Genomic DNA, 21,800 nt, shown 5'->3' on the forward strand with positions numbered 1-21,800 from the left:
GTGAATTTCAAATAAACGATGAGATAGGACACTATCTCGGCAAACCAGAATAGAATTAAAAGTTCAAATAAACGATGCGAAAAGTATAGGAATTTGTAGTTTTGCACATAACAGTACACACCACGCTACCCGTAAGAACAGCGTCCCAGGGTGTGTCTTTTGCTTTGTAACCTTCCCTGAAATTAACTGATCTCCTCCCATTAAATAGAACTGTTTAAAAGTAGAATTGATTAACTTTGATTCTAGGAAGGTAATTGATTAAGGATGAGATAGGACACTTTCTCGGCAAACCAATACAGAAATAAACTATAGAATACTAGTGAGAATTCGAGTTTATACCCACTATAAGGTTATTTACTCAAAAAATAATTAAGGTTTGTTCTATTGCTTTTCTAAGCTACAGTAGCCTTTCCATTTTCTTGCACGGTTAAGAATCCAAATCAGTATCTTTATAATAGCTCAAATAAACTATAACCAAACATACGAGCTAAACCGTTGTGTGTCATACCCAATTAGAACGCAAATTAAATTTAAAAACGAACTAAAACAAAGATCTAAATGTTCATTATAAACTTGACTTATAAAACCGAACTTGAAAAAATCGACCAATTTCTAAATGAGCATATTGAATTCCTCAATGAACAATATGAATTAGGACACTTTCTTGCTTCAGGACGAAAAATACCAAGAACAGGCGGAATAATATTATCAAATGTTGAATCTAAATCTGAGTTGGAGAAAATTACTGGTAAAGACCCTTTCAAGAAAAATGATTTAGCGGATTATGAACTGACTGAATTTGTACCGAGCAAAACTTGTGATGAGTTGAAATTCTTAATGGAATGAAAAAAGCACGAACAAAGAACAATGTATCCTATGAAAAGCCCTAGTCCATTCCAATAGTCCCGATAGTTATCGAGAGGGAAGAAAAGTTTAAATAAAGGATATACAAATTTCTAAATATTATTGATTGTTTCAAGGCATTCTTGAAAATGGCTTATATTCAAAACATGAATTCCATAACCGACATACCACCAATTGAAGTCAGAGAAAACCTTGATTTATTAAGAGCCGACCTACACCAAAAAATCCCTTCAAAAAAACTTGATCAAAATTTACTGATCGCTACTTGGAACATCCGAGCCTTCGGAAATTTAACACGCAAATGGGATTCCGATGATCATGACTCCCCCAAACGTGATCTTCATTCTATTATGTGCATCACAGAGATAATCAAAAAGTTCGATGTTATTGCGGTGCAGGAGGTCAAAGACAATATAAGGGCACTACGGGATACCCTAAAACTACTTGGCAATGATTGGTCTTTGATACTGACAGATGTAAATAAGGGAAAGGTTGGTAATGGGGAGCGTATGGCATATTTGTTTGACACTAGAAGGGTACAACTTTCCGGACTTGCCGGTGAATTGGTCGTACCTGAAGAATGGGAGAATGAAATTAAGGATAACGCTTTGACTAAACAATTTGTACGATCTCCTTACGCTGTGAGCTTCCAATCCGGTGATCATACCTTTATTTTGGTGACTTTGCATATATTATACGGGAGCAGTCCAAAAAGTAGGATCCAAGAGTTAAAGGGAATTGCGAAATGGCTTTCAAGTTGGGCAAATAGCATGAACGCATATCATCATGACCTGATTGCCTTAGGGGATTTCAATATAGATGAGCGTGGAGACCTATTGGATAAAACTTTTTTATCAGAAGGGTTATACGTACCTCCAGAGCTTCAAAACATAAAAGTTACACGGTCCATATTTGACAAAACCAAATATTATGATCAGATCGCTTGGTTCGATGGTTCTCCAAACGGGCCAAAACTTTCAATGGATTTTTTGAATGCTGGCAATTACGACTTCGTTCCATTCGCTCTTCAAAATCGTGGATTGACCAAAAACAGCCTTTCTTGGCATATATCAGACCATTATCCTCTGTGGGTAGAATTTAAAGTTTAAATAAAGAATACAAACTAAAATGGAATGAATAGAATGCTTTGGAATTACCTCTTAATGTCATTTTTTTTTGGGTCATAGCGGCAACATCGGCTATCTTAACAGAAAGAAGAAAACGGTCAAGGGTAAAAAGAAAATGGAAGTAGTTTCAACATAGGCATCCAAGAAAGTAGTATTCAAATAAGTGCAGAGTTAGGACACTTTCTCTGCAAACCAAAACAGAATTGAAAATTCAAATAAAAGATCAATATTTTCAATTAATATCATTTCCTTTTATCCGAACTTTCTTTATCAAAAGCTATTAAATTAAACATTTGACGCATTCTACTACGCACTCGTTCACCATAGCGCTCTTCTAATTCCATGGCATTGAGATTGGTTGTGGCATGGGTCAATATTCTATTTCTTAAGTAAAGCTCGTAACGGGATAGAATGACTTCTCCCATAACATTACAATCTTTCCCAAAATAACGCCCTAAAGGTTCTACTCCCAAATCATCAAAACAATAAAAATTACTATCACCATAATCTTCAATAATGCGATACCCGATATGGTTAAAAGCAAACGCGATATTCCTGGCAGGAATAATTTGATAGGCCTTCCTGTGGGGAACGATATGTCGTAGCAACTTCATCAAACTAGTCTTACCACAGCCCACCGGGCCTGAAAGCAAAATACCTTTGTCCGGATCAATCCCCGCTTTCCTACAATTCTCAAAATCGCGGATAAAGTAATTGCTCAATTTAAAAAGAATAGCTTTGTCTTCTTCATGAATTTTGAATTGCGTTCCGAATAAGAGTTTGCCCTTAGCATCAAGATAAGTCAAAATTTTGGGGAAGTCATAACAGATTTTATGACCTTCAAGACTTCCCAGAGCATATTCCAAACTACCCTCGACAATGATATGTGGTTTTCTTTGTTGCATCTAGAGAGGTTCGCTATAATTTTTTTCCTTGTTGATTTTGAGAAAATCTTCATCTTCGTTGTGTTTTTGTTTTTTCGTTTTGGCATTTTTATAATGGGTATTGATTTCCTGGCCTTTTAGTATCCAATTTTCTGCAGTGGAATGCCAATTTGTAATTATTGTTCTACCACCTATTTTCCATCCGATAGCGTTGTAATGGTTGTAGAATTTTTTCGCCTCAAGGGAAGACCATTTCATTTTTGCGAAAAATATCAAAACCTCATTTACATTTTTTGGAAGCTTAGCTTTTTTATTGTTTGTTTTATGTTTTTTATTGTTTGTATTAGATACCAATGCCTGTTCACTCATAGGACTCTTGAAGTCCAGCGGTTGTCCCGATATGGGACGGTACTGTTCCGCAAGCTGTTCTAACATGGGATTGTACCGTCCGGAATCCTGTTCATCACTTGCCCTAATAATGGCCATCTTAACCATACTTCCTTTAAACGGGTTGTTCGAAGGGAAGTAGGAGAGATATTCCCACTCATCTAAATTTCTAATACAGCGATGATAGGTTGATTTTGAGCCAATTTTGGATGCTTTCATGAGCTCCCCTCGGTCTATGAAAAATATATTCGAAAAACGACAACGATTCCATTCTTGGAAAAGTGCCAAATAAAGGCTAAGGTGGGATGGATTTAAACGATCATCAAAATAGAACTTTTCAAAAACGGAATTCAATTGACTGATGTAGTTCATATGACCCTTACTCATTTTTAAGATTGATTCGATTGTGGAGCATTACCTTATGAATTTCATCGCTATCATAATAAATAATCCCGCCGACTTTGGTATAGGGTAATGTGCCGTTGATACGAAGGTTCTGTAAAGTGCCTGGGCTTACCTTTAGCATTTCCATAACTTCAGAGGACTTTAAATATTTCTTGATTGTTCCTGATGCATGTTGGGTAAGTAATTTTTTGATGTCATCAAGCAATTCCATTTTAAAGTCCCGAAGATCGTCTGTTGTAATAATCGATGTTGGCATAGTAGTGTTTTTTATAGAAAGGGGCCATCTGGTTTCGAATTTTTAATGATAGCCCCTGACTTGATTTGACTTTCGATATGCAAATCTGTGGGCATTTGTTTGAAGTTTTTCACAAGTTGAACCCAAGTTGGGTCAAAAATTAACATTTACAAAATAGGGGTACTTTGAACTTTTTTTAGGGAATATTTATCTCGAATGATAGCATTAAGCATTGCAGATCTTTTTATTCATTAGCTATAAATGAATACCACATGTTGGTGGGAACATGGGTAATTTTGAAATCTTGTTAATGTCTAGGGTAGGGGCTAATTTATTTATCTTCTGAATCCATCTTAGTGGACAATGAATATGTAAGTTTCTCTAAGAATTTGGCCCTGCTTTTTTTTCGTAACCTAATTTCTGAATACGTTCTATAATAATCCCCGAGATCAATATTGAATAATTGACTTAAAGCTTCTGCTATCTCCTTGATATCAACATTGCCATTATTGATAGATCCACTATGGTACAATGCATAAACCAATTCGGTCAAAGCAATTTTTGTAGCGGTCCATTGTAATTCATGTAACGACCTTTTTTTATGAAGTGCAAGTTCAAGTGGATTTTCAAGAAGATTTAGTTTGCTATATAAATAATTTATCAATCGTTGGTAGGCTTTTAATTTAGCCAATTGAAGATCGTGACTGGTATTAAAGTCCGGATGAAGATAATAGAATTTAGTATGCGTAATGATATGCTCATCAAGGTGTCTTCGGGTAAAATATTGCTCATCCAAATGTGTTTTACCTGTATTGATATACTCTATGAAATCAAGGTTATGGATATAAAAGCTATTTATTTTATCCATTCGTCTCCTTAAATAACCTTCTTGCCTCTCTTTATTGGCCCTGGGATAATGCAATTCCAAGGACCGAATTTCTGAAAAGTAAATTAGATTGTTCATAGGTATTTGCTTGATTTCCTTAAAAAATTCAATTTCAGATGTAATTGAATCAAAGTCTTCATTCAGAATTCTACTCTGGAAGTTTGTCAATTGATTGCGGCATAGTATAATAGCCGTATTGATATCTTTAGAGGTATACGGTACACGAGCACTTATGACTTTAAGCCTTTCTGAAAGTTGCGTAGCTTGTAATTTTAGACCCATAGGCATCCCATTTACAGAATGGATAATGTGTTATTATAGTTCTGTATTGGCATTTGGGGCAAGAAACCTAAATAGCAAAAGTGATCCTTGTTAGGATAATTCTTATAGTAAATATATGTTAAATAATGTTAATTGTTGTTTTTTTTCGTAATTTTTTAAGGTTTGAATGAAATAAATTAAAGTATCCTCAATTTTAGTGGTTGGTATTAAAAATTAGAATAAATCAAAATACCTGTTTTTGTGTTTAGAAGTTTTATTTCAATCTTTCCCTCAAAGCATTCATATCCTCACTGACCTTTTTTTCAATTACCCTAGCGTAAATTTGGGTGGTTGACAATTTATTATGTCCAAGAAGTTTTGAGACTGTTTCAATGGGAACCCCGTTGCTTAGAGTTACCGTTGTTGCAAAAGTGTGGCGGGCCATATGAAAAGTTAGGTTCTTCTTTATACCACATAAATCGGCAATTTCTTTAAGATAACTATTCAATCTTTGATTGGAAATATTGGGCATAAGACTACCTGTAAATCTGGTTCTAGGATGTTCTTCATACTTTTGGATCAGTGATTCTATTATGGGGAGTAACGGTATTTTAAATGGATTTCCGTTTTTATTTCTAGTAGCCATGATCCAATAATTATTGTCCGCGCCTTGAACTATATGGTCTTTGTTCAATTTTATTATGTCTCCGTATGATATTCCGGTGTAGCAACTGAATATAAACAAGTCCTTGACGACAGAAAGCCGTTCAATATTAGGTTTTAAGTTTCGGATACTTTCAAGTTCAGAGTCCGTTAAAAACTCCCTTTCCCTTTTTTCTAGTTTCGGTTTGAATTTGACAAAAGGATCCCGTTCTATCCATTCCAGATGATAGGCTAAGGTCACCATCTTCCGTAGCCTTTGAATGTGTTTCATAACGGCATTATTCCCAATCTTACCTTGATAGTGTTTGGGTTGATATGATCTTAGGAAACTTTCAAAGCTCAATACAAAGGCATAATCCAAATCTCGCAGGTACCTATCGGTAGCTTTGAAGTTTTTTGCCACAAAAGCTAAAATATACTTTTGGCTGGTACGGTAGTGACAAAGTGTTTTGGCACTTAACTTATTTGAAAGTGTTTCATTATGATAGTCGAATATGTCAAGGAGACTATGGACCTTTTTATCTTCGCCCAAATATCTTGCTTTGATAAGTTGTGGGGAGAGCACGCGATTATCCTGTTTTAGGTCCCTATAACACTGTACAAGGTCTGCCTTTACTTCATCCAAATAGAGATTGACTGTTCTGGATTCTACGCTATTGCCTTTGGACTTTTGTCGTTTAGAATCCCAGGCATTGACATTCACTTTTGCCTTTAAACTGATATTGATTTTTTTGCCGTTTACCGTTATTCTGGCATAAATGTTCGTTTTGTTGTTTTTGGCTCGTCCGGCATACGTCCAAAATAGAATTGAAAATGTTGAAGTAGTTCGCATGTTTTTTCGTCTTAATGGTTAAACAATTAGTGAGACGAAAGTCAAATCAACAATGCAAAATTTCTTGAATTAAGAGCTCAATTTATAAAACTGTTGACAGTTATGTTGACGATTTTAAAAAATGTTGACGATTTGTGAACTTTTAAAACCAAATAACATCATATAAAATGAAAGCTCTAAAAACATAAAACCCTGCTAATCATAAAATTAGCAGGGTTTTGGTCTCGGATGATATCCGATTCAGTGACCTGGCTGGGGCTCGAACCCAGGACCCTCTCCTTAAAAGGGAGATGCTCTACCAACTGAGCTACCAGGTCAAAATGTCTTTTAGAACGTTACTAAGTTTCTTGCTTAGCGGCTGCAAATATAAGATCATTTGTTTATTTAACAAGCCTATTTTAAAGAAATTTTGATTTTCTTTGAAATCAATTGCAATGGGAACATTCAAAATCAAATTAAAATCGTGAAAATAGTCTTGGTCGGGTACATGGGTAGTGGTAAGTCAACTATTGGTAAATCACTTGCCAATCGTTTGAATATTAAGTTTTTGGATTTAGATGATTATATTGAAACAAAGGAGGGATTGGATATATCCGGGCTATTTCAACGAAAGGGGGAAATTTATTTCAGAAAAAAAGAAAATAAATATTTGGAAGAAATTTTAAACGGCCCCGAAGATTTTATCCTTTCAACTGGTGGGGGAACCCCTTGTTATGGAAAAAACATGGAAACCATTCTCAAGGCCACTCCCAATGTTTTTTACTTAAAATTGACCATTGGGGGGCTCATTGATAGATTGTCGCCCCAAAAGGCCCATAGGCCGTTAATCGCAAATATTCCGGATGAGGAACTGCCCGAATTTATAGGGAAGCATCTTTTTGAACGCAATCCGTACTATGCCAAGGCCGCGCATACCCTCCATACCGATGGAAAAAGCGTAGGGGCGATCGTAAATGAAATCGAAAAGCTTTTAGTCTAAATAGACCATATCGTCTTTCGCTTTGAACTGCACATGTACATGTTCTTGTAGGGAGGTGGATAAGGATATACCCTTGAAATCCGCTTTTACCGGATATTTTTTGTGGTTACGGTCTACCAAGACGGCAGTTTTCAATTGTTTCAACGGACTCTTTAAAAAATGGTAGACCCCGTAGATCAATGTGGTACCTGAATTCAGGACATCATCGACCAGAACCACCGATTTATTTTCGTATTCGGAAGCGGGAATCGAAGTCCGTACTTCACCCTCTAACGGATTCTTTTTGTTCATCGTGACCTTGCAAAGGGTAATTTCAGCATCGGTGATACTGTGAAGGACATGCTGTATTTTTTTTGCGAATTTCAATCCACCACCATCAATCCCCGCCAGAACGATTTGCTTTTCCGCAACATTGGCTTCATATATTTGGTAAGCAATACGACGTACTTTGTGTTGTATTTCTTGATGTGATAATATTTTGTTCTGCATGGTACTCGATTTACTTTTCAAAGATAAAGAACAGTTCATTACCTTTTCTTGGTTTAATGGAATTATATGCGGTTTCTAACACCTTGATCGAAAATAAACCATCAAAAATAGCACGGTATTCCTTTTCATTTCCTCCGAAAGGAGGCGTATTACCCGAAAATGTGGTGTTAAAAAGGAGTCCGACCAGTTTTCCCTTTGGCGCAAGAAGTTCATGCATCTTTATGGCATAGGATTGCCGTTTGGAGGGCGGTAGGGAGCAAAAGAAGGTTTGCTCAAGGATCAGGTCGAACCCCGAATCCTCCAGGTCGAAAAAATCCATATGCAACAATTGGTCTTCAGGGAATGTGGGGACCCTGTTTTTTAAATTATGAAGGGGTTGGGCCGAAATGTCGATTACATGGGTATGGGTAAACCCTTTGTTGAAAAGATATTCTGCCTCGTAACCGTTCCCAACTCCGGGGACAAGGATTTTAATGCTTTTGTCGGTTAGTTGGTCGACATACGCTTTTAGGGGGGGTGATGCATACCCAATGTCCCACCCGATTTCGTCACGGGCATAGGCAGCATCCCAATAGGTCTTATTCAGATTCATCATCTAGATAGTCGTCAATTTCCCTACGATCTTTTTTCGTTGGCCTGCCCGTGCCTTTTTTACGGTAATAGGACTTGGCATATTTTAAGAGTTCTTCATTTTCAAAGGCCTCTTTGGGGGTGGTATCCTTTCTGTACATATCCACCAATTTGGCCCCGATCCGATTCGAGGGAATATCCAAAATAGTGAATTGGAGGTTTATTTGATTCTTGCGAACCGTGATTTCATCCGAAGGATAAACTTCCCTGGAGGGTTTTACCACTTGCCCATTTACTTTTACCTGTCCTTTTTTGCATGCCGTCGAGGCAATATTCCTTGTCTTGAAATACCGGGTGTGCCATAAGTATTTGTCAATGCGCATCGTCTATTCTAAATTCCTTGATTAGGGTAGTAAGGCAAAAATACATAAAATTGTATCTAGTGACTTTATCCGAAAGGTTTTCGTTTTGCCCATTTGGTCTTGGTTTCAACAGTGGAATCGGTAGAAGAGTGTTCCCAAGGGATTTTGGAATCCATGTTTTAAAAGTCATGGAGGTCCTTTAGGGTCAAGACGGGAATGTTTCCTCGAGGGGGAATCTGCCTTTGATATTAGGGGAATATAAACAATCCCTGTCTGAACTTGGATCACTGAAGGGATTTGAATAGTGGATAAAAAAATCCCCGATGGGATATCCGTCGGGGATGGTTTGTAATAATGAGGTGTTGTTTTTTATAGGCTGATGGACAAACTGAGTATCAACTGATCAGGTCTGGCATCTATTCTGCTTGCGCCGCTTCCAAGATTGCCGACGAAAGTGGCTTCGTTTTCACTAAAACCGCGTTCATAGCGCAAATCGATACCTAACTTGCCCAAATTGAGCCCGGCCCCGATGTTCACGCCAACAGTGAAGTCATTTTCAATGTCGTTAATGGTTATACCCTCAAATTCGGTGTCCAGGATATACTGAAAGGCAGGACCGGCAAATACGTGCAGTGGCCCAATGATCTTTGCACCTACCAATAAGGGAAGATCCAGTTTGCTTATATCGAACTTGTCCCCATCATAATCGGATTTGGTCTTGGTATAGACCAATTCGGGGCGTAGGTACATGCGGTTGCCTATTTTTCCGAAAATACCGAAATGGTAGCCTACATTCCTGTCGGGGTTGCGCGCGGCTTCTCCCGTAGATTCAAAATAATCGCCATTTGCGTTGTAGTTAAGTCCTCCTTTGATTCCGAACCCGGATTCGGTTTGGGCAAACGTTGTAAGACTTGTCAAAGCAATGATTGCCAATAAAATCGTTTTTCTCATAATGTGTTTGTTTTTTTTCTGAACTAGATTCAGGGTTAAATTTCAGTACAATAAAAATGCCACTTTTTGTTTTTGCCTAATACAAAAAGAACGACAAGGGGATTTCTTTATTGTTACATCAAGCCATATCAATTTAAAATCCATGGGCCATATCGGTCAATCCAAGGTCCGGGATTTACGTGTTATGGCTTCAGTAACAATGTTTTAAACTGTCTTTTATAAAAACGGGCACCCTTGATAAAAAGAGAAGGTCTGTAGGGGTATGCACCTAGGCGATCCCATAAAAAATAGGCAACTTTATTTTTTAGTTAAGGACTTTATGATGGGTAGTTGTTTATATTTGCCACTTTAAACCATACAGTGCAGTTTACATTAGAACATACAGATACACAGAGTAAAGCCCGTGCAGGCAAAATGGTAACGGATCATGGGGTAATACAAACCCCTATTTTTATGCCTGTCGGTACGGTAGCTTCGGTGAAAGGGGTACATCAAAGGGAATTAAAGGAAGAGATAGACCCGGATATCATCTTGGGAAACACCTATCATTTATTCTTGCGTCCAAAAATCCAAATTCTTCAACAAGCCGGTGGTTTGCATAAATTCATGGGTTGGGACAGGAATATTTTGACCGATAGTGGAGGATATCAAGTCTATTCCTTATCCGCAAATCGTAAGATCAAGGAAGAGGGGGTTAAGTTCAAATCGCACATCGATGGTTCGATGCATATGTTCACCCCTGAAAATGTAATGGAGATCCAACGCGTTATCGGGGCCGATATCATCATGGCTTTTGATGAGTGTACGCCTTATCCTTGTGATTATAATTATGCGAAACGCTCCATGCATATGACCCATAGGTGGTTAGACCGCTGTATTGCGCATTTGGAGAAAACCCCGTTCGCCTATGATTATTCACAGAGCTTTTTTCCGATCGTACAAGGATCCACCTACAAAGACCTACGAATACAATCAGCGGAATATATCGCCAATGCGGGAGCAGAGGGGAATGCCATTGGTGGACTATCGGTCGGTGAACCTGCAGAAGAAATGTACGCCATGACCGAGGTGGTATGCGATATATTGCCGGAAGATAAGCCCAGATACCTGATGGGGGTTGGTACCCCGATCAATATCCTGGAGAATATCGCACTGGGTGTGGATATGTTCGATTGCGTTATGCCTACCCGTAATGCCAGGAATGGGATGCTTTTTACGGCCCATGGGACGATCAATATAAAGAATAAAAAATGGGAAGATGATTTTTCCCCTTTAGACGAAATGGGAACTACGTTTGTTGATAGGGAATATTCAAAAGCCTATTTAAGGCATTTGTTCGCTGCCAATGAATATTTGGGCAAGCAGATCGCTACGATCCATAATCTGGGATTCTACCTATGGTTGGTCCGTGAGGCTAGAAAGCATATTTTAGCTGGGGATTTTACCACTTGGAAAAATACCATGGTCAAACAAATGGATAAAAGGTTATAGCATTGAGTATCATAGACAAATATATCTTAAAGCGGTATTTAGTCACTTTTGCGGTGATGTTGTTGCTCTTTGTCCCTATAGGTATAATGGCGAACCTGGCGGAACAGATCGGTAAAATGATCGATAATGATGCCCCTACCAATGAAATTATCATTTACTATATAAATTTCACGATTTATATCGGTAGTCTATTGTTTCCCATATTCCTTTTCCTATCGATTATTTTCTTTACCTCCAAGTTGGCGAGTAATACGGAAATCGTCGCTATTTTAAGTTCAGGGGTATCCTATGGACGTTTTTTAAGGCCGTACCTCATAGGGGCCACCATCATTGCGGGAACAATGCTGGTCATGGCCATGTTCATTGTACCCAATGCCAGTAAGGGGTATAATGAGTTTAAATATAAATACCTCAAAAAAGGGAAGAAGGATAGGATCACAAGTAACATTTTCAATCAGTTGAATGAAAATGATTTTCTGTATGTGAGTAGTTTTGATCCAGCCAGGAAGAATGCCAATAAGTTCACTTTTGAACGCTTCAACGATGATAATACCTTGGATTTTAAAATATCGGCCAATAGCATACGATGGATAGACAAAGACAGTATTTACCGATTGGTCAAGTATACCAAACGAAAGATGGTCGGCGATTCGGCTATTCTGGAAACCAAGAATAGGTTGGATACCCTCTTCGCTTTTAAGATTGAAGACCTTACCCCGGTTTCCTATATTGCCGAGACCAAAAACCTCTTTGAGCTCAATAAGTTTATCAAGGACCAAAGAAGGAAAGGAGCTTCGAACATCAACAGTTATGTGTTGGTAAAATACAAAAGATGGGCCTTGCCATTGACGGCATTTATCCTGACCATCATTGCCGTGGCCGTTTCTTCGGTCAAAAGACGTGGGGGAATGGGGATTAACCTCGCTTTCGGTATCGGGGTGGCCTTTATTTATATTTTCTTCGACAAGGTATTCGGTACCTTGGCACAACAGACCGGTTTTTCACCTTTAATGGCGGTGATCATACCCAATATTGTTTTCGGTATTTTAGCTTTTTACCTATTGCAACATGCCAAACGATAAGCTCAAGGATTACCTACTTCTTCATCTGATCGTTTTTATCTGGGGCTTTACGGCCATCCTTGGGAAGTTGATCACCATAGATGCGTTACCCTTGGTTTGGTACCGCATGGGCATCGCATCGCTCCTTATTTTGCTGTATATACGCTATAAGAAGCTATCGCTCAGCGTTTCTGTAAAAGAATTGCTTTGGATGGTCGTAGGGGGCATTACCATTGCCTTACATTGGATAGCTTTCTTTAAGGCCATTAAGGTGTCCAACGTTTCCGTGACCTTGGCTACGATGTCAACCGCTGCATTTTTTACGGCCTTTTTAGAGCCCATCTGGTATGGAAGGAAGATAATCGTCTATGAGATCGGATTCGGCCTGATCGTGATTGTGGGACTCTATTTGATCTTCCAGGTTGAAACCGATTATTTCGAGGGTATTGTCCTGGCCTTGATAGCGGCGTTTTTATCCGCTATTTTTACCTTATTGAACGGAAAGTTGATCAAATCACAAAGGCCTTCCGTGATTTCCTTCTATGAATTGGGTAGTGGGGTTTTGTTCTTGTCCCTGTTTATGGTTTTTCAAGGCGGTTTTACCCGGGAATTCTTTACCTTGTCAATCCCGGATTGGATATATATCGGGATCCTTGCTTCGGCCTGTACGGCCTTTGCATTTATTACCTCTGTAAAGGTGATGCGTAATATCACTCCTTATACGGTCGTGCTTACCGTCAACCTTGAACCGGTTTATGGCATTATCTTGGCTTTCATGATATTGGGGGATGATGAGAAAATGAGACCACTGTTCTATCTCGGAGGGGTCATCATTTTACTTACCGTCGTGGCCAATGGGGTGTTGAAGCAAATCGACATGAAAAAAAATAAGTAAACGATAGGGTTCCCTAAGTTTATTTTATATTTGCCATTCAAACGAACAAAACTTACGCGGACCATGGAATATTTGGATTTTGAACTGCCCATCAAAGAACTAGAGGATCAACTGGATAAGTGTTTGATCATCGGGGAAGAGAGCGATGTCGATGTGAGCGAAACCTGCAAGCAGATCGAAAAAAAATTGAATGACATACGTAAGGATATCTATAAGAACCTTACGGCCTGGCAACGCGTTCAACTGTCAAGACACCCTAATAGACCTTATACATTGGACTATATAAATGGCATTTGTGGGGATACCTTCTTGGAGCTCCATGGAGACCGTACGGTAAAAGACGATAAGGCCATGATCGGTGGCCTCGGAAAAATCGGGGACCAAAGTTATATGTTCATAGGACAGCAGAAAGGGTACAACACAAAAACCCGACAGTACCGGAATTTCGGTATGGCGAATCCGGAAGGGTACAGAAAGGCATTGCGACTTATGAAATCGGCGGAGAAATTCGATATCCCTGTCGTTTGTTTTGTGGATACGCCAGGGGCATATCCCGGAATCGAAGCTGAAGAAAGGGGACAAGGGGAAGCCATCGCCAGGAATATTTTGGAAATGACCCGTTTAAAAGTCCCTATTATCGTTATCATCATCGGCGAAGGTGCCTCCGGGGGTGCATTGGGCATTGGTGTAGGCGATCGAGTGTTGATGCTGGAAAATACCTGGTATTCGGTAATATCACCGGAATCTTGCTCTTCCATCCTATGGAGAAGCTGGGAATACAAAGAACAAGCCGCGGAAGCCTTGAAACTTACGGCTCCCGATATGAAAAAGTTGAAATTGATCGATGAAATCGTTCGCGAACCCATAGGTGGGGCCCATAGCAACCGTGAGAAAACCTTTGAGGTCGTAAAAAACAAAATAATCACCCATTTTGAGGAATTGGAAAAGTTATCACCAAAAAAAATGGTGGAATTGCGCATGGAAAAATATGCCAATATGGGGGTTTTCCATGGCTAATCCTTGGTTTTGGTCAAGGTAGGTAGATCAATTCCTTTTCAAATCCGTTCCTTTTTCTGTTATCAACAGATTTTGTAACTTATCAACAGGTAAATTGTTAATGAACCGTTGAAATAGTTACGTCATTAATTCATGTTAACTTAAGGTTAATTATATATTTTCGTATTCATGGAAAAACCCAAGCCACTTATTGGCCATAAGATAGACAAATCCACTATAATCAATTTGGAAAGAGGGAAAATACCCCCTCAAGCCGTTGATTTAGAGGAGGTTGTGCTTGGTGCGATGATGATAGACAAAAAAGGTGTCGATGAGGTCATCGACATATTGCATCCCGATGTTTTTTACAAGGATGCCCATCGTTTTATCTATGAGGCCATCTTTAAATTATTCGAAACCTCCGAACCTGTCGATTTATTAACCGTTTCTTCCCAATTGAAGAAAGATGGTAAATTGGAAGCTGCCGGGGGGGATTTTTATTTGATAAAACTGACCCAAAAAGTGGCCTCTTCGGCACATATTGAGTTTCATGCCCGGATTATCCTTCAAAAATTCATTCAGCGAAGCCTGATCAAAATTTCCAACGAGATCATCGAGGAGGCTTATGATGAAGGTACCGATGTTTTTGATCTATTGGATGAAGCGGAATCCAAATTATACGATGTTACCCAGGGCAATCTTAAACGCTCTGCGGAAACGGCCCAAAACCTGGTAATCCAGGCCAAGAAAAGGATCGAGGAGATTTCCAATAAGGAAGGACTTAGTGGAATCCCTTCAGGTTTTGATAAACTCGATAAACTAACTTCCGGCTGGCAACCAAGTGATTTGATCATTGTTGCGGCACGACCCGGTATGGGTAAAACCGCCCTGACCTTGTCGATGGCACGAAATATGGCCGTTAACTCTGAAATTCCGGTAGCTTTCTTTTCACTGGAAATGTCTTCGGTCCAGTTGATCACTAGGTTGATCTCTTCCGAAACCGGTTTGTCCTCGGAAAAGTTGCGTACCGGTAAATTGGAAAAACACGAGTGGGAACAATTGAACGTAAAGGTAAAAACCTTGGAGAAAGCCCCATTGTTTATCGATGATACGCCCTCATTGTCCATATTCGACCTTAGGGCAAAAGCCAGGCGTTTGGCGTCCCAACACGGTATTAAAATGATCATGATCGATTATTTGCAATTGATGACTGCCGGGGGAAGCCAAAAAGGGGGGAACCGGGAACAGGAAATATCAACCATTTCGAGGAACTTAAAGGCTTTGGCAAAGGAACTCAATGTTCCGGTTATAGCATTATCCCAGCTTTCTAGGGCCGTAGAAACCCGTGGAGGAAGCAAAAGGCCCATACTTTCCGATTTGAGGGAATCCGGGGCTATCGAACAGGATGCCGATATCGTTTCGTTCATATATAGGCCCGAATATTATAAGATCGATGAATGGGATGATGAAGAACGTACCCCGACCCAAGGTCAGGCCGAATTTATCGTTGCCAAACATAGAAATGGTGGATTGGAGAATATAAGGTTGAAGTTTATCGGAAATCAAGGTAAGTTCGATAACCTGGACGATTTTGATTCCCCGTTCGAGTTTCAATCAAAGATGAATGCAGAGGAAGGAAATCCCTTTGTCACCAAAAATTTACCGAATCCGAATGAGGCCTTCGGTAGTTCAATGAACGATGATTTCAATGCCGATGACAGTGATGTTCCCTTCTAAGTAGGCACACCTTATACCCTCTATTGGACAGGGTAAATGAAAAGGGGATATGGGTTTAACCTTTTCTTACGGGATCGATATCCATTTTTCCAGTAACTTTGGGAAGATAACCCTAGTACTATTTGAATGCGTAAGTGTCTTTTTATACTTTTTTTCTTTCTTGTTTCAACAGGTAGCTACGCGTCGTCCATACTTATTCCCATGGATGCCGAAAGCCAAGAAAACCATCTGAAAGCATACGGGATTACCTATTGGGTACTCTCCAAACAGCAAAAGGTACAATGGCTGTTGAACTATAGGGGAGGGTCTTTCTTGCTGCCCGATGGAGAGAGCATTCGCAAGGAATGTCAAATTCGAGGGGTATCTTTTGAAATTCTTTCCGATAGCCAAGCCCAAGGAATCTTGGATGATATCAGTAGTCCGTCCCAGAACCAAGAAGCCGTCATCCTTGAAAAAGCACCTAAAATCGCCGTTTATTCCCCAAAAACCAATCAACCTTGGGACGATGCGGTAACCATGGTACTTACCTATGCCGAAATTCCCTATGTAACGGTTTATGACGAAGAGGTTTTAGGCGATAAACTCGTGCTATATGATTGGTTGCATTTGCACCATGAGGATTTCACGGGGCAATACGGTAAGTTTTATGGGGCCTATAGGGCAACCCCTTGGTATATAGAAGGGAAAAAAGAGGCGGAGGCATTGGCGGCTAAATTGGGTTACGATAAGGTTTCGGAAGAAAAAAGGGACGTGGCCCTGAAAATCAGGAATTATGTCATAGGCGGTGGTTTTATGTTCGCCATGTGCTCCGCCACCGATAGTTTCGATATCGCCTTGTCGGCGGATCAAGTCGATATCTGTGAACCCATGTTCGATAACGATCCCTCCGATGCCAATTACCAAAGTAAATTGGATTTTAATAAAACCTTTGCCTTTACCGATTTCGTCCTGGAGCGGAATCCTTTGCGCTATGAGTTTTCTTCGATCGATATGACGAACAAAAGGGGGGAAGTGCCTAAGGAATCCGATTACTTTACCTTAATGGATTTCTCGGCGAAATGGGATCCCGTACCTACGATGTTATGTCAAAACCATACATCCTTGGTCAAGGGATTCATGGGGCAGACCACGGCATTCGCCCGGGAACAGATAAAACCGACGGTATTGGTTTTGGGAGAAAATAAAATAAATGGGGAAGCAAGGTATATCCATGGTATAAAGGGGAAAGGATTTTTTACTTTTTATGGCGGACACGACCCGGAAGACTACCAACATCGGGTAGGGGACCCTAAAACGGAATTGGAATTGCACCCTACATCCCCAGGATATCGGTTGATCCTGAACAATGTCCTCTTTCCCGCAGCCCGGAAAAAGAACCAAAAAACGTAGGACCCCTTAGGGGACATTCCATTTGGGTTTCTTTTATTTCCTACGTGATCTGTATAGGAATATAACATGCTGAGAAAGTAACATAGGCCAAGAAAGGCCATTCACTTCAAAATCCATGAAGAGTATGGTATCATGGTCGGTTTTGAACAGGAACCCTTCCTTCCAGACCTGTAAAAGGAAGAAAAACACTAGGGACACACAAGCTTAATGGCAATCCAATTTTATTTGCTTTCGATTCTGGTCAGGGCTTAGGTCTTTGTCAAAGTATTCTTTCTAGGGTTAAATGGTTTGGCACAACTTCTTGTTAAATGGTTATCCGATCACAGATCATAAGGCAGCCTTTCTTTTGAAAAACCCCCAAAAACGGATCTTCGTCCTATTGGCTGTACCATTGCCCTGGATAATATGAGGGCTGCACCAAGAATAAGAAGGGAAGTGCTGAAAATATTGATTTTCATATTCTTGTTATTTTGGGTCTTGGAATACTAAAACCATTATCGGGTAAAGCACCCGATAATGGTTATGAAAGTAGTATGGCCTTGTTTGTTTAGAATACGCCGATAAAATGGCTTCCTTCCACATTCACCAACTCGGCTCCTTGGGTTACTTCCCCGGTTTCCGTGGCTATGATGTAAATGTTTCCGTTTTGTCCTACGGGGGCTTCGGTGAGGTATATATCTGTTCCGTCTACGACAAAACCTTGGTATTGGAATAGATAAAAATCGGCTTCATAAGGAATGGCATCTATTTTGGTAGCCGTTTTTGTATTTAAATCGGCAAGGGCAAAAAATCCTTGGGCACCCGCAACACCTTCTTCAGATCCATCATGTTGATATGCGATTACGGCTTTACCGTTCGCTGCAGGGCGCCAGGCAAGGATATAGGCACCTTCAATACCTAAGGCATCGTCTAAGTTGAATACATAGGAATCGTCATATTCGTTATCGGCATCGATTTTCAAGATGTGGGAACCTTCCGGGTCACTTTGGTTTGCCTGATAAACACTTCCGTCGTATAGGAATGCATTGATACTGCGGTACCCGTTGGTGTTACCGTGACCTACGGTAGATGTGATTACCGTAGGGTTCAATAAAGAAGGATAGTCCAATACAATGGTTTTGGAACCTAATATTTCATAATCACTTTCACTTTCCGTTGTGGCGGGATCGACCTTGCTTAACCGCGCGCCAATATATAATTTATCGCCAGCTTCATTTAATACGGGCATATCGATTCTGGAGATATAGTAGCCGTTTGCCTCCTCTTCAGCACTTAAGGGAACATCATGTTCTTGGAAATTTTTTATTTGGGAGTTTACCAAATCCAAAGTTACCACCCCGATGGTGGCATTGGTCCTGGAGTAATTGCCATCATCGTCCGTTTCATGTTCATTGGAGACATAGACAGCTGCTCCGGTTTGGTCCCCATCGAACAATTTGATCCATCTAGGTGCGGTTCCGACATAGGGGGCTATGCTTATCTCTGTTCCTGTTTGGGTAAACGTTTGACCACCTTCCACGGTATATTTGGTATAGTTGCCACCGGTATCTCCACCATAGCTGATATTAAAAATGGTGTTGCCATCTTCTGAGGATTGTAATCGGGCCGTTCTGTTCGAAGGTACGATAAAACCATTGTCAAATGGTTCAATGGAAACAGTGGGGTCTTTAGCGTCTTCACTATTGATCGAATAAATCAATGTCCCTCCGTTTCCATCCCCGGGATCCTCGCCCATTCTGGCTGCGGCGACCGTAATCCATCTGGATTCTTCCCCGGTCCCTGTTTCCGATTCCGTGTCGGTCTCAAGGCTACTGTCGTCGCTACTGCATGAGGCCAAAAGACCAATGTTGAGTAGGGTGGCAGCGAAAGTTTTAAAGTTTAAAAAGGTGCGTTTCATGTTTGATGTTGTTTAAATGGTTAAAAATTGTTGATTGTATAATTCAGTTTTAAGTAAAATGCCCTTCCGGGTTTCTGTACCGATAGGTTGTCATATACCGGTTTGTCGAAAATATTCTTGATGTCAAAACTCATGATGAGCTTGTTGTGCGGAAAAGAATAGCTAACCCCGAAATCCTGTACGACCTGTTGGGGTACTTTGAAAAAATCATCTCCTACGGTATTCGATCCTTGAGCGACCAAGTATGAGAACTCATCTGTAAAGTACAGGGTGTAGAATAGGTCCAAGCGTGATTTTTTTTGGATCAAATCTTTAAACGAATAGCGCAACCCCCCGTTCATTGTTAAAAATGGAGTGTTGGGCACATCAATTTCCACCCCGTTATTTTCAATTTTCAAATTGAATTTTGAGATATTGAAATTGAGGGAGAAATCGTGGTTGTAGTTGTAGTTGAATTGCGCATCAAACCCTTTGGATGTTCCGCTGCCCTGATTTACATAAAGTATTAATTCATCATCTATATTTGAAGAGGTTTCAATGGGTAAACCGATTCTATCCTTTATATTCCTGGTGAAGACATTTGTTGAAAGGGTGAATCCGTGTTTTTTGATTTGAAACCTTCCAAGTCTGGCCCCAAGGTTATGGTTATTGCTGCGTTCAGGGCTGATACTTGGATTTGCTACCACATTATCCCCATCATTGCCAAAAACCTCGGTTTCATTGGGTAAACGAATGGCTTTTTCTGCGGAAGCCAATAGTGAAATGTTCGGGCTAATGGCATACGAAGCGGCAAAGCCATATCCGTCATATTTGTTGTTGCTGCTGACAATTTCGTCAACGATCTCATCATTTCCTTCATCGTCCGATTCAATGGCCGGATCTACACTTACTGTTTTTTGGTGATAGTGTTTTCCAAATACATTGGCTTTTAGTTTGTTTTCGAAGGCATTTACTTCGTAGGTAATGGAATAAATGTTTTTATAGAGGTCCCTGGTTCCCATGAATGTGTTTTCCAAAACCGACTTTAGAGGGTCACTATCTTCCCGGTCAATTCCACTATAGATGTGGTTGAACAGTACCTTATGATGGTCATTGATGGTATAGGACAACCCTGTTCTGATCGAGGCAACTTTTCTATCGATCTTGGCAAGGGTAGGGCCGCCTTCCTGTTGGGAGCCCCATGAATATTGATATTCGTCCCCCTTGTAATCAATGGCTCTTTCCCCATTCCAACTATAGGCCCAAGCAACGGTGTCATTCACGACCCGGTTCCGACTGCCATATAAACCGTGTACATTTAGGTCTAGCCCTTTAGTAAGAATGTCGCTTTTTTGATAGGTTAGGTTTACCAAGCCCGCATCGGATTCCAAAAACCTATCCTTATAGGGGGTAATGGTCATAAAAGCACCGTGTTGTACTTCTTTATAATCATCGGAAAGAGTGAGTCCGATAAAAAATCGATCAGCCCATTTTACATCGGTATATCCGATCTGGGCCATAATGCCTGTTGATCTGTAGGCATCATTGAACCTTCTGGCAGTAATTGGGGTTTGCACCCCCCCTAAACCTGTGACAACAACACTTCTACCTGAAACTTTGTAATCGTTGTCCGAATAATTGTAAAAACCGGAGGCTTTTACGGTGAACCCTGAATTTTTAAAACGGTACAGGCTATTGAAACTCGTTTGTACGGTGTTGAACGATCCATAAGAAACGGAGGCATTGATATGGTTTTTCGTTTCTTTGTGAAGTACGATATTAATGGCTCCTCCTAAGGCATCATCCGCCAAATATCCGGGAACCACCCCTTTGTAAACTTCAATTTGTTTGATCATTGATGGGGGGATACTGTTCAGGTTAAATGAAGAACCGTAAACAGAGGAGGGGATTCCATCGATGAAAATCCGTACCGAGCTTCCCGACAACCCGTTTAAGCTATAGCTTACGTCTGCACCTAATCCCCCATTTTGACGGATTTTTACCCCAACCGTGGTGTTTAACAATTCATTGGTTTGGATATTGCGCAGGCCGGCTTCCTCGGTTTTTACGGCATTTACGGCAAAACCTTCGGTTTCCATCTTGGTTTGCATGGACTTGCCGTTTACCGTGACCCCATCTAAATGCTCGGTATTTTCCGAAAGGGCAAAGTCCATTTGTACCTCCTTCACCTTATCCCCAATACGGATGTGTTTGGAAAGTGGACGAAAGCCTATATAGGATACGCTTACCGTATAAAAGCCATTCGGAACGTTTTGTATTTCGTAATGGCCCCTTTCATCGGTTTGTACACCTATGGAAGTGTCTTTAAGAAGAACCGTCGCCCAGGGTAAGGGTTCGCCGTCACTTCCAACTACCTTTCCCGAAATTGTGGCCTTTGGTGCTTGTCCGATTGCGGTAAACGATAAAAATAAAAAAGTAATAAAAAGTGTTTTGTCCATT

At 40.3% G+C, this 21,800-nt stretch carries 21 protein-coding genes and 1 tRNA gene; 9 read left to right on the forward strand and 13 right to left on the reverse strand.

Annotated elements, in window-relative coordinates; translation table 11 throughout:
• Positions 1-558 precede the first annotated feature (558 nt).
• Both PHU20_RS19685 and PHU20_RS19690 read left to right on the forward strand, forming a co-directional pair.
• Complete coding sequence (locus PHU20_RS19685; protein ID WP_109654957.1) at positions 559-846, forward strand: YciI family protein; 288 nt, start codon at positions 559-561, stop codon at positions 844-846.
• A 164-nt stretch (positions 847-1,010) separates the two neighbouring features.
• Complete coding sequence (locus tag PHU20_RS19690; RefSeq protein WP_274827125.1) at positions 1,011-1,973, forward strand: endonuclease/exonuclease/phosphatase family protein; 963 nt, start codon at positions 1,011-1,013, stop codon at positions 1,971-1,973.
• 260 nt (positions 1,974-2,233) lie between these two features.
• Here PHU20_RS19690 and PHU20_RS19695 read toward each other — a convergent pair whose 3' ends face one another.
• The 6 genes from PHU20_RS19695 to PHU20_RS19720 all read right to left on the reverse strand — a co-directional run bounded on the left by PHU20_RS19695 (position 2,234) and on the right by PHU20_RS19720 (position 6,861).
• Positions 2,234-2,896 (reverse strand): P-loop NTPase family protein, encoded by a 663-nt coding sequence (locus tag PHU20_RS19695; RefSeq protein WP_274827126.1) that lies wholly within the window; start codon positions 2,894-2,896, stop codon positions 2,234-2,236.
• Positions 2,897-3,634: a lysophospholipid acyltransferase family protein gene (locus PHU20_RS19700; RefSeq protein ID WP_274827127.1), complete on the reverse strand. Its 738-nt coding sequence runs from the start codon at positions 3,632-3,634 to the stop codon at positions 2,897-2,899.
• A gap of 7 nt (positions 3,635-3,641) precedes the next feature.
• Positions 3,642-3,923 (reverse strand): helix-turn-helix domain-containing protein, encoded by a 282-nt coding sequence (locus tag PHU20_RS19705; RefSeq protein WP_274827128.1) that lies wholly within the window; start codon positions 3,921-3,923, stop codon positions 3,642-3,644.
• Between the two features lie 310 nt (positions 3,924-4,233).
• Entirely contained in the window at positions 4,234-5,076 is an 843-nt protein-coding gene (locus PHU20_RS19710; protein ID WP_338040905.1) for an RteC domain-containing protein, read from the reverse strand.
• 247 nt (positions 5,077-5,323) lie between these two features.
• Positions 5,324-6,544 (reverse strand): site-specific integrase, encoded by a 1,221-nt coding sequence (locus tag PHU20_RS19715; protein ID WP_274827130.1) that lies wholly within the window; start codon positions 6,542-6,544, stop codon positions 5,324-5,326.
• A gap of 244 nt (positions 6,545-6,788) precedes the next feature.
• Positions 6,789-6,861 (reverse strand) — tRNA-Lys (locus PHU20_RS19720).
• 146 nt (positions 6,862-7,007) lie between these two features.
• Between PHU20_RS19720 and PHU20_RS19725 the strand changes: the two genes are divergently transcribed.
• On the forward strand, positions 7,008-7,523 hold the full coding sequence (locus PHU20_RS19725; RefSeq protein WP_274827131.1) for a shikimate kinase: 516 nt from the start codon (positions 7,008-7,010) through the stop codon (positions 7,521-7,523).
• Here PHU20_RS19725 and PHU20_RS19730 read toward each other — a convergent pair.
• The 4 genes from PHU20_RS19730 to PHU20_RS19745 all read right to left on the reverse strand — a co-directional run bounded on the left by PHU20_RS19730 (position 7,515) and on the right by PHU20_RS19745 (position 9,895).
• Positions 7,515-8,012 carry a phosphoribosyltransferase family protein gene (locus PHU20_RS19730; protein WP_274827132.1) on the reverse strand — a complete coding sequence of 166 codons (498 nt, stop codon included), beginning with the start codon at positions 8,010-8,012 and terminating at the stop codon, positions 7,515-7,517. The genes PHU20_RS19725 and PHU20_RS19730 overlap by 9 nt on opposite strands.
• Before the next feature lie 10 nt (positions 8,013-8,022).
• Complete coding sequence (locus PHU20_RS19735; RefSeq protein WP_338040906.1) at positions 8,023-8,607, reverse strand: methyltransferase; 585 nt, start codon at positions 8,605-8,607, stop codon at positions 8,023-8,025.
• Entirely contained in the window at positions 8,591-8,965 is a 375-nt protein-coding gene (locus tag PHU20_RS19740) for an RNA-binding S4 domain-containing protein (RefSeq protein ID WP_274827133.1), read from the reverse strand. Before PHU20_RS19740 ends, PHU20_RS19735 begins: the two co-directional genes overlap by 17 nt.
• A gap of 348 nt (positions 8,966-9,313) precedes the next feature.
• Positions 9,314-9,895, reverse strand: a complete 582-nt coding sequence (locus PHU20_RS19745) for an outer membrane beta-barrel protein (protein ID WP_274827134.1) — start codon at positions 9,893-9,895, stop codon at positions 9,314-9,316.
• Between the two features lie 360 nt (positions 9,896-10,255).
• Here PHU20_RS19745 and tgt point away from each other — a divergent pair, with 360 nt between their 5' ends.
• The 6 genes from tgt (at position 10,256) to PHU20_RS19775 (ending at position 17,464) form a co-directional block, all read left to right on the forward strand.
• On the forward strand, positions 10,256-11,386 hold the full coding sequence (gene tgt, locus PHU20_RS19750) for a tRNA guanosine(34) transglycosylase Tgt (RefSeq protein ID WP_274827135.1): 1,131 nt from the start codon (positions 10,256-10,258) through the stop codon (positions 11,384-11,386).
• Between the two features lie 2 nt (positions 11,387-11,388).
• Positions 11,389-12,468 (forward strand): LptF/LptG family permease, encoded by a 1,080-nt coding sequence (locus PHU20_RS19755; RefSeq protein ID WP_274827136.1) that lies wholly within the window; start codon positions 11,389-11,391, stop codon positions 12,466-12,468.
• Entirely contained in the window at positions 12,455-13,342 is an 888-nt protein-coding gene (locus PHU20_RS19760; RefSeq protein WP_274827137.1) for a DMT family transporter, read from the forward strand. The genes PHU20_RS19755 and PHU20_RS19760 overlap by 14 nt, the downstream gene beginning before the upstream one ends.
• A gap of 63 nt (positions 13,343-13,405) precedes the next feature.
• Positions 13,406-14,359 carry an acetyl-CoA carboxylase carboxyltransferase subunit alpha gene (locus PHU20_RS19765; protein ID WP_274827138.1) on the forward strand — a complete coding sequence of 318 codons (954 nt, stop codon included), beginning with the start codon at positions 13,406-13,408 and terminating at the stop codon, positions 14,357-14,359.
• Between the two features lie 168 nt (positions 14,360-14,527).
• A complete protein-coding gene (gene dnaB, locus PHU20_RS19770; protein ID WP_274827139.1) occupies positions 14,528-16,075 on the forward strand; it encodes a replicative DNA helicase in 1,548 nt (515 codons plus the stop codon).
• 126 nt (positions 16,076-16,201) lie between these two features.
• Positions 16,202-17,464, forward strand: a complete 1,263-nt coding sequence (locus tag PHU20_RS19775; protein WP_274827140.1) for an asparagine synthetase B — start codon at positions 16,202-16,204, stop codon at positions 17,462-17,464.
• 320 nt (positions 17,465-17,784) lie between these two features.
• On the opposite strand, the gene PHU20_RS19780 is transcribed toward PHU20_RS19775, so the two are convergent.
• The 3 genes from PHU20_RS19780 to PHU20_RS19790 all read right to left on the reverse strand — a co-directional run bounded on the left by PHU20_RS19780 (position 17,785) and on the right by PHU20_RS19790 (position 21,799).
• Positions 17,785-17,922: a hypothetical protein gene (locus PHU20_RS19780; RefSeq protein WP_274827141.1), complete on the reverse strand. Its 138-nt coding sequence runs from the start codon at positions 17,920-17,922 to the stop codon at positions 17,785-17,787.
• An 89-nt stretch (positions 17,923-18,011) separates the two neighbouring features.
• The gene (locus tag PHU20_RS19785) at positions 18,012-19,361 is read right to left on the reverse strand and encodes a hypothetical protein (RefSeq protein WP_274827142.1); all 1,350 of its coding nucleotides are present in this window, start codon (positions 19,359-19,361) and stop codon (positions 18,012-18,014) included.
• A 20-nt stretch (positions 19,362-19,381) separates the two neighbouring features.
• On the reverse strand, positions 19,382-21,799 hold the full coding sequence (locus PHU20_RS19790) for a TonB-dependent receptor (protein WP_274827143.1): 2,418 nt from the start codon (positions 21,797-21,799) through the stop codon (positions 19,382-19,384).
• Position 21,800 lies beyond the last annotated feature (1 nt).

It is taken from the genome of Maribacter polysaccharolyticus, from assembly GCF_028882255.1.
GTDB classification, from domain to species: domain Bacteria; phylum Bacteroidota; class Bacteroidia; order Flavobacteriales; family Flavobacteriaceae; genus Maribacter_A; species Maribacter_A polysaccharolyticus.

Excerpts from the sequence above, each read along its gene's own strand:
- PHU20_RS19685 (WP_109654957.1), top strand. The coding sequence starts at position 559 with ATGTTCATTATAAACTTGACTTATAAAACCGAACTTGAAAAAATCGAC.
- PHU20_RS19690 (WP_274827125.1), top strand. The coding sequence starts at position 1,011 with ATGAATTCCATAACCGACATACCACCAATTGAAGTCAGAGAAAACCTT.
- PHU20_RS19695 (WP_274827126.1), bottom strand. The coding sequence starts at position 2,896 with ATGCAACAAAGAAAACCACATATCATTGTCGAGGGTAGTTTGGAATAT.
- PHU20_RS19700 (WP_274827127.1), bottom strand. The coding sequence starts at position 3,634 with ATGAACTACATCAGTCAATTGAATTCCGTTTTTGAAAAGTTCTATTTT.
- PHU20_RS19705 (WP_274827128.1), bottom strand. The coding sequence starts at position 3,923 with ATGCCAACATCGATTATTACAACAGACGATCTTCGGGACTTTAAAATG.
- PHU20_RS19710 (WP_338040905.1), bottom strand. The coding sequence starts at position 5,076 with ATGCCTATGGGTCTAAAATTACAAGCTACGCAACTTTCAGAAAGGCTT.
- PHU20_RS19715 (WP_274827130.1), bottom strand. The coding sequence starts at position 6,544 with ATGCGAACTACTTCAACATTTTCAATTCTATTTTGGACGTATGCCGGA.
- PHU20_RS19730 (WP_274827132.1), bottom strand. The coding sequence starts at position 8,012 with ATGCAGAACAAAATATTATCACATCAAGAAATACAACACAAAGTACGT.
- PHU20_RS19735 (WP_338040906.1), bottom strand. The coding sequence starts at position 8,607 with ATGATGAATCTGAATAAGACCTATTGGGATGCTGCCTATGCCCGTGAC.
- PHU20_RS19740 (WP_274827133.1), bottom strand. The coding sequence starts at position 8,965 with ATGCGCATTGACAAATACTTATGGCACACCCGGTATTTCAAGACAAGG.
- PHU20_RS19745 (WP_274827134.1), bottom strand. The coding sequence starts at position 9,895 with ATGAGAAAAACGATTTTATTGGCAATCATTGCTTTGACAAGTCTTACA.
- PHU20_RS19760 (WP_274827137.1), top strand. The coding sequence starts at position 12,455 with ATGCCAAACGATAAGCTCAAGGATTACCTACTTCTTCATCTGATCGTT.
- PHU20_RS19765 (WP_274827138.1), top strand. The coding sequence starts at position 13,406 with ATGGAATATTTGGATTTTGAACTGCCCATCAAAGAACTAGAGGATCAA.
- dnaB (WP_274827139.1), top strand. The coding sequence starts at position 14,528 with ATGGAAAAACCCAAGCCACTTATTGGCCATAAGATAGACAAATCCACT.
- PHU20_RS19775 (WP_274827140.1), top strand. The coding sequence starts at position 16,202 with ATGCGTAAGTGTCTTTTTATACTTTTTTTCTTTCTTGTTTCAACAGGT.
- PHU20_RS19780 (WP_274827141.1), bottom strand. The coding sequence starts at position 17,922 with ATGAAAATCAATATTTTCAGCACTTCCCTTCTTATTCTTGGTGCAGCC.
- PHU20_RS19785 (WP_274827142.1), bottom strand. The coding sequence starts at position 19,361 with ATGAAACGCACCTTTTTAAACTTTAAAACTTTCGCTGCCACCCTACTC.
- PHU20_RS19790 (WP_274827143.1), bottom strand. The coding sequence starts at position 21,799 with ATGGACAAAACACTTTTTATTACTTTTTTATTTTTATCGTTTACCGCA.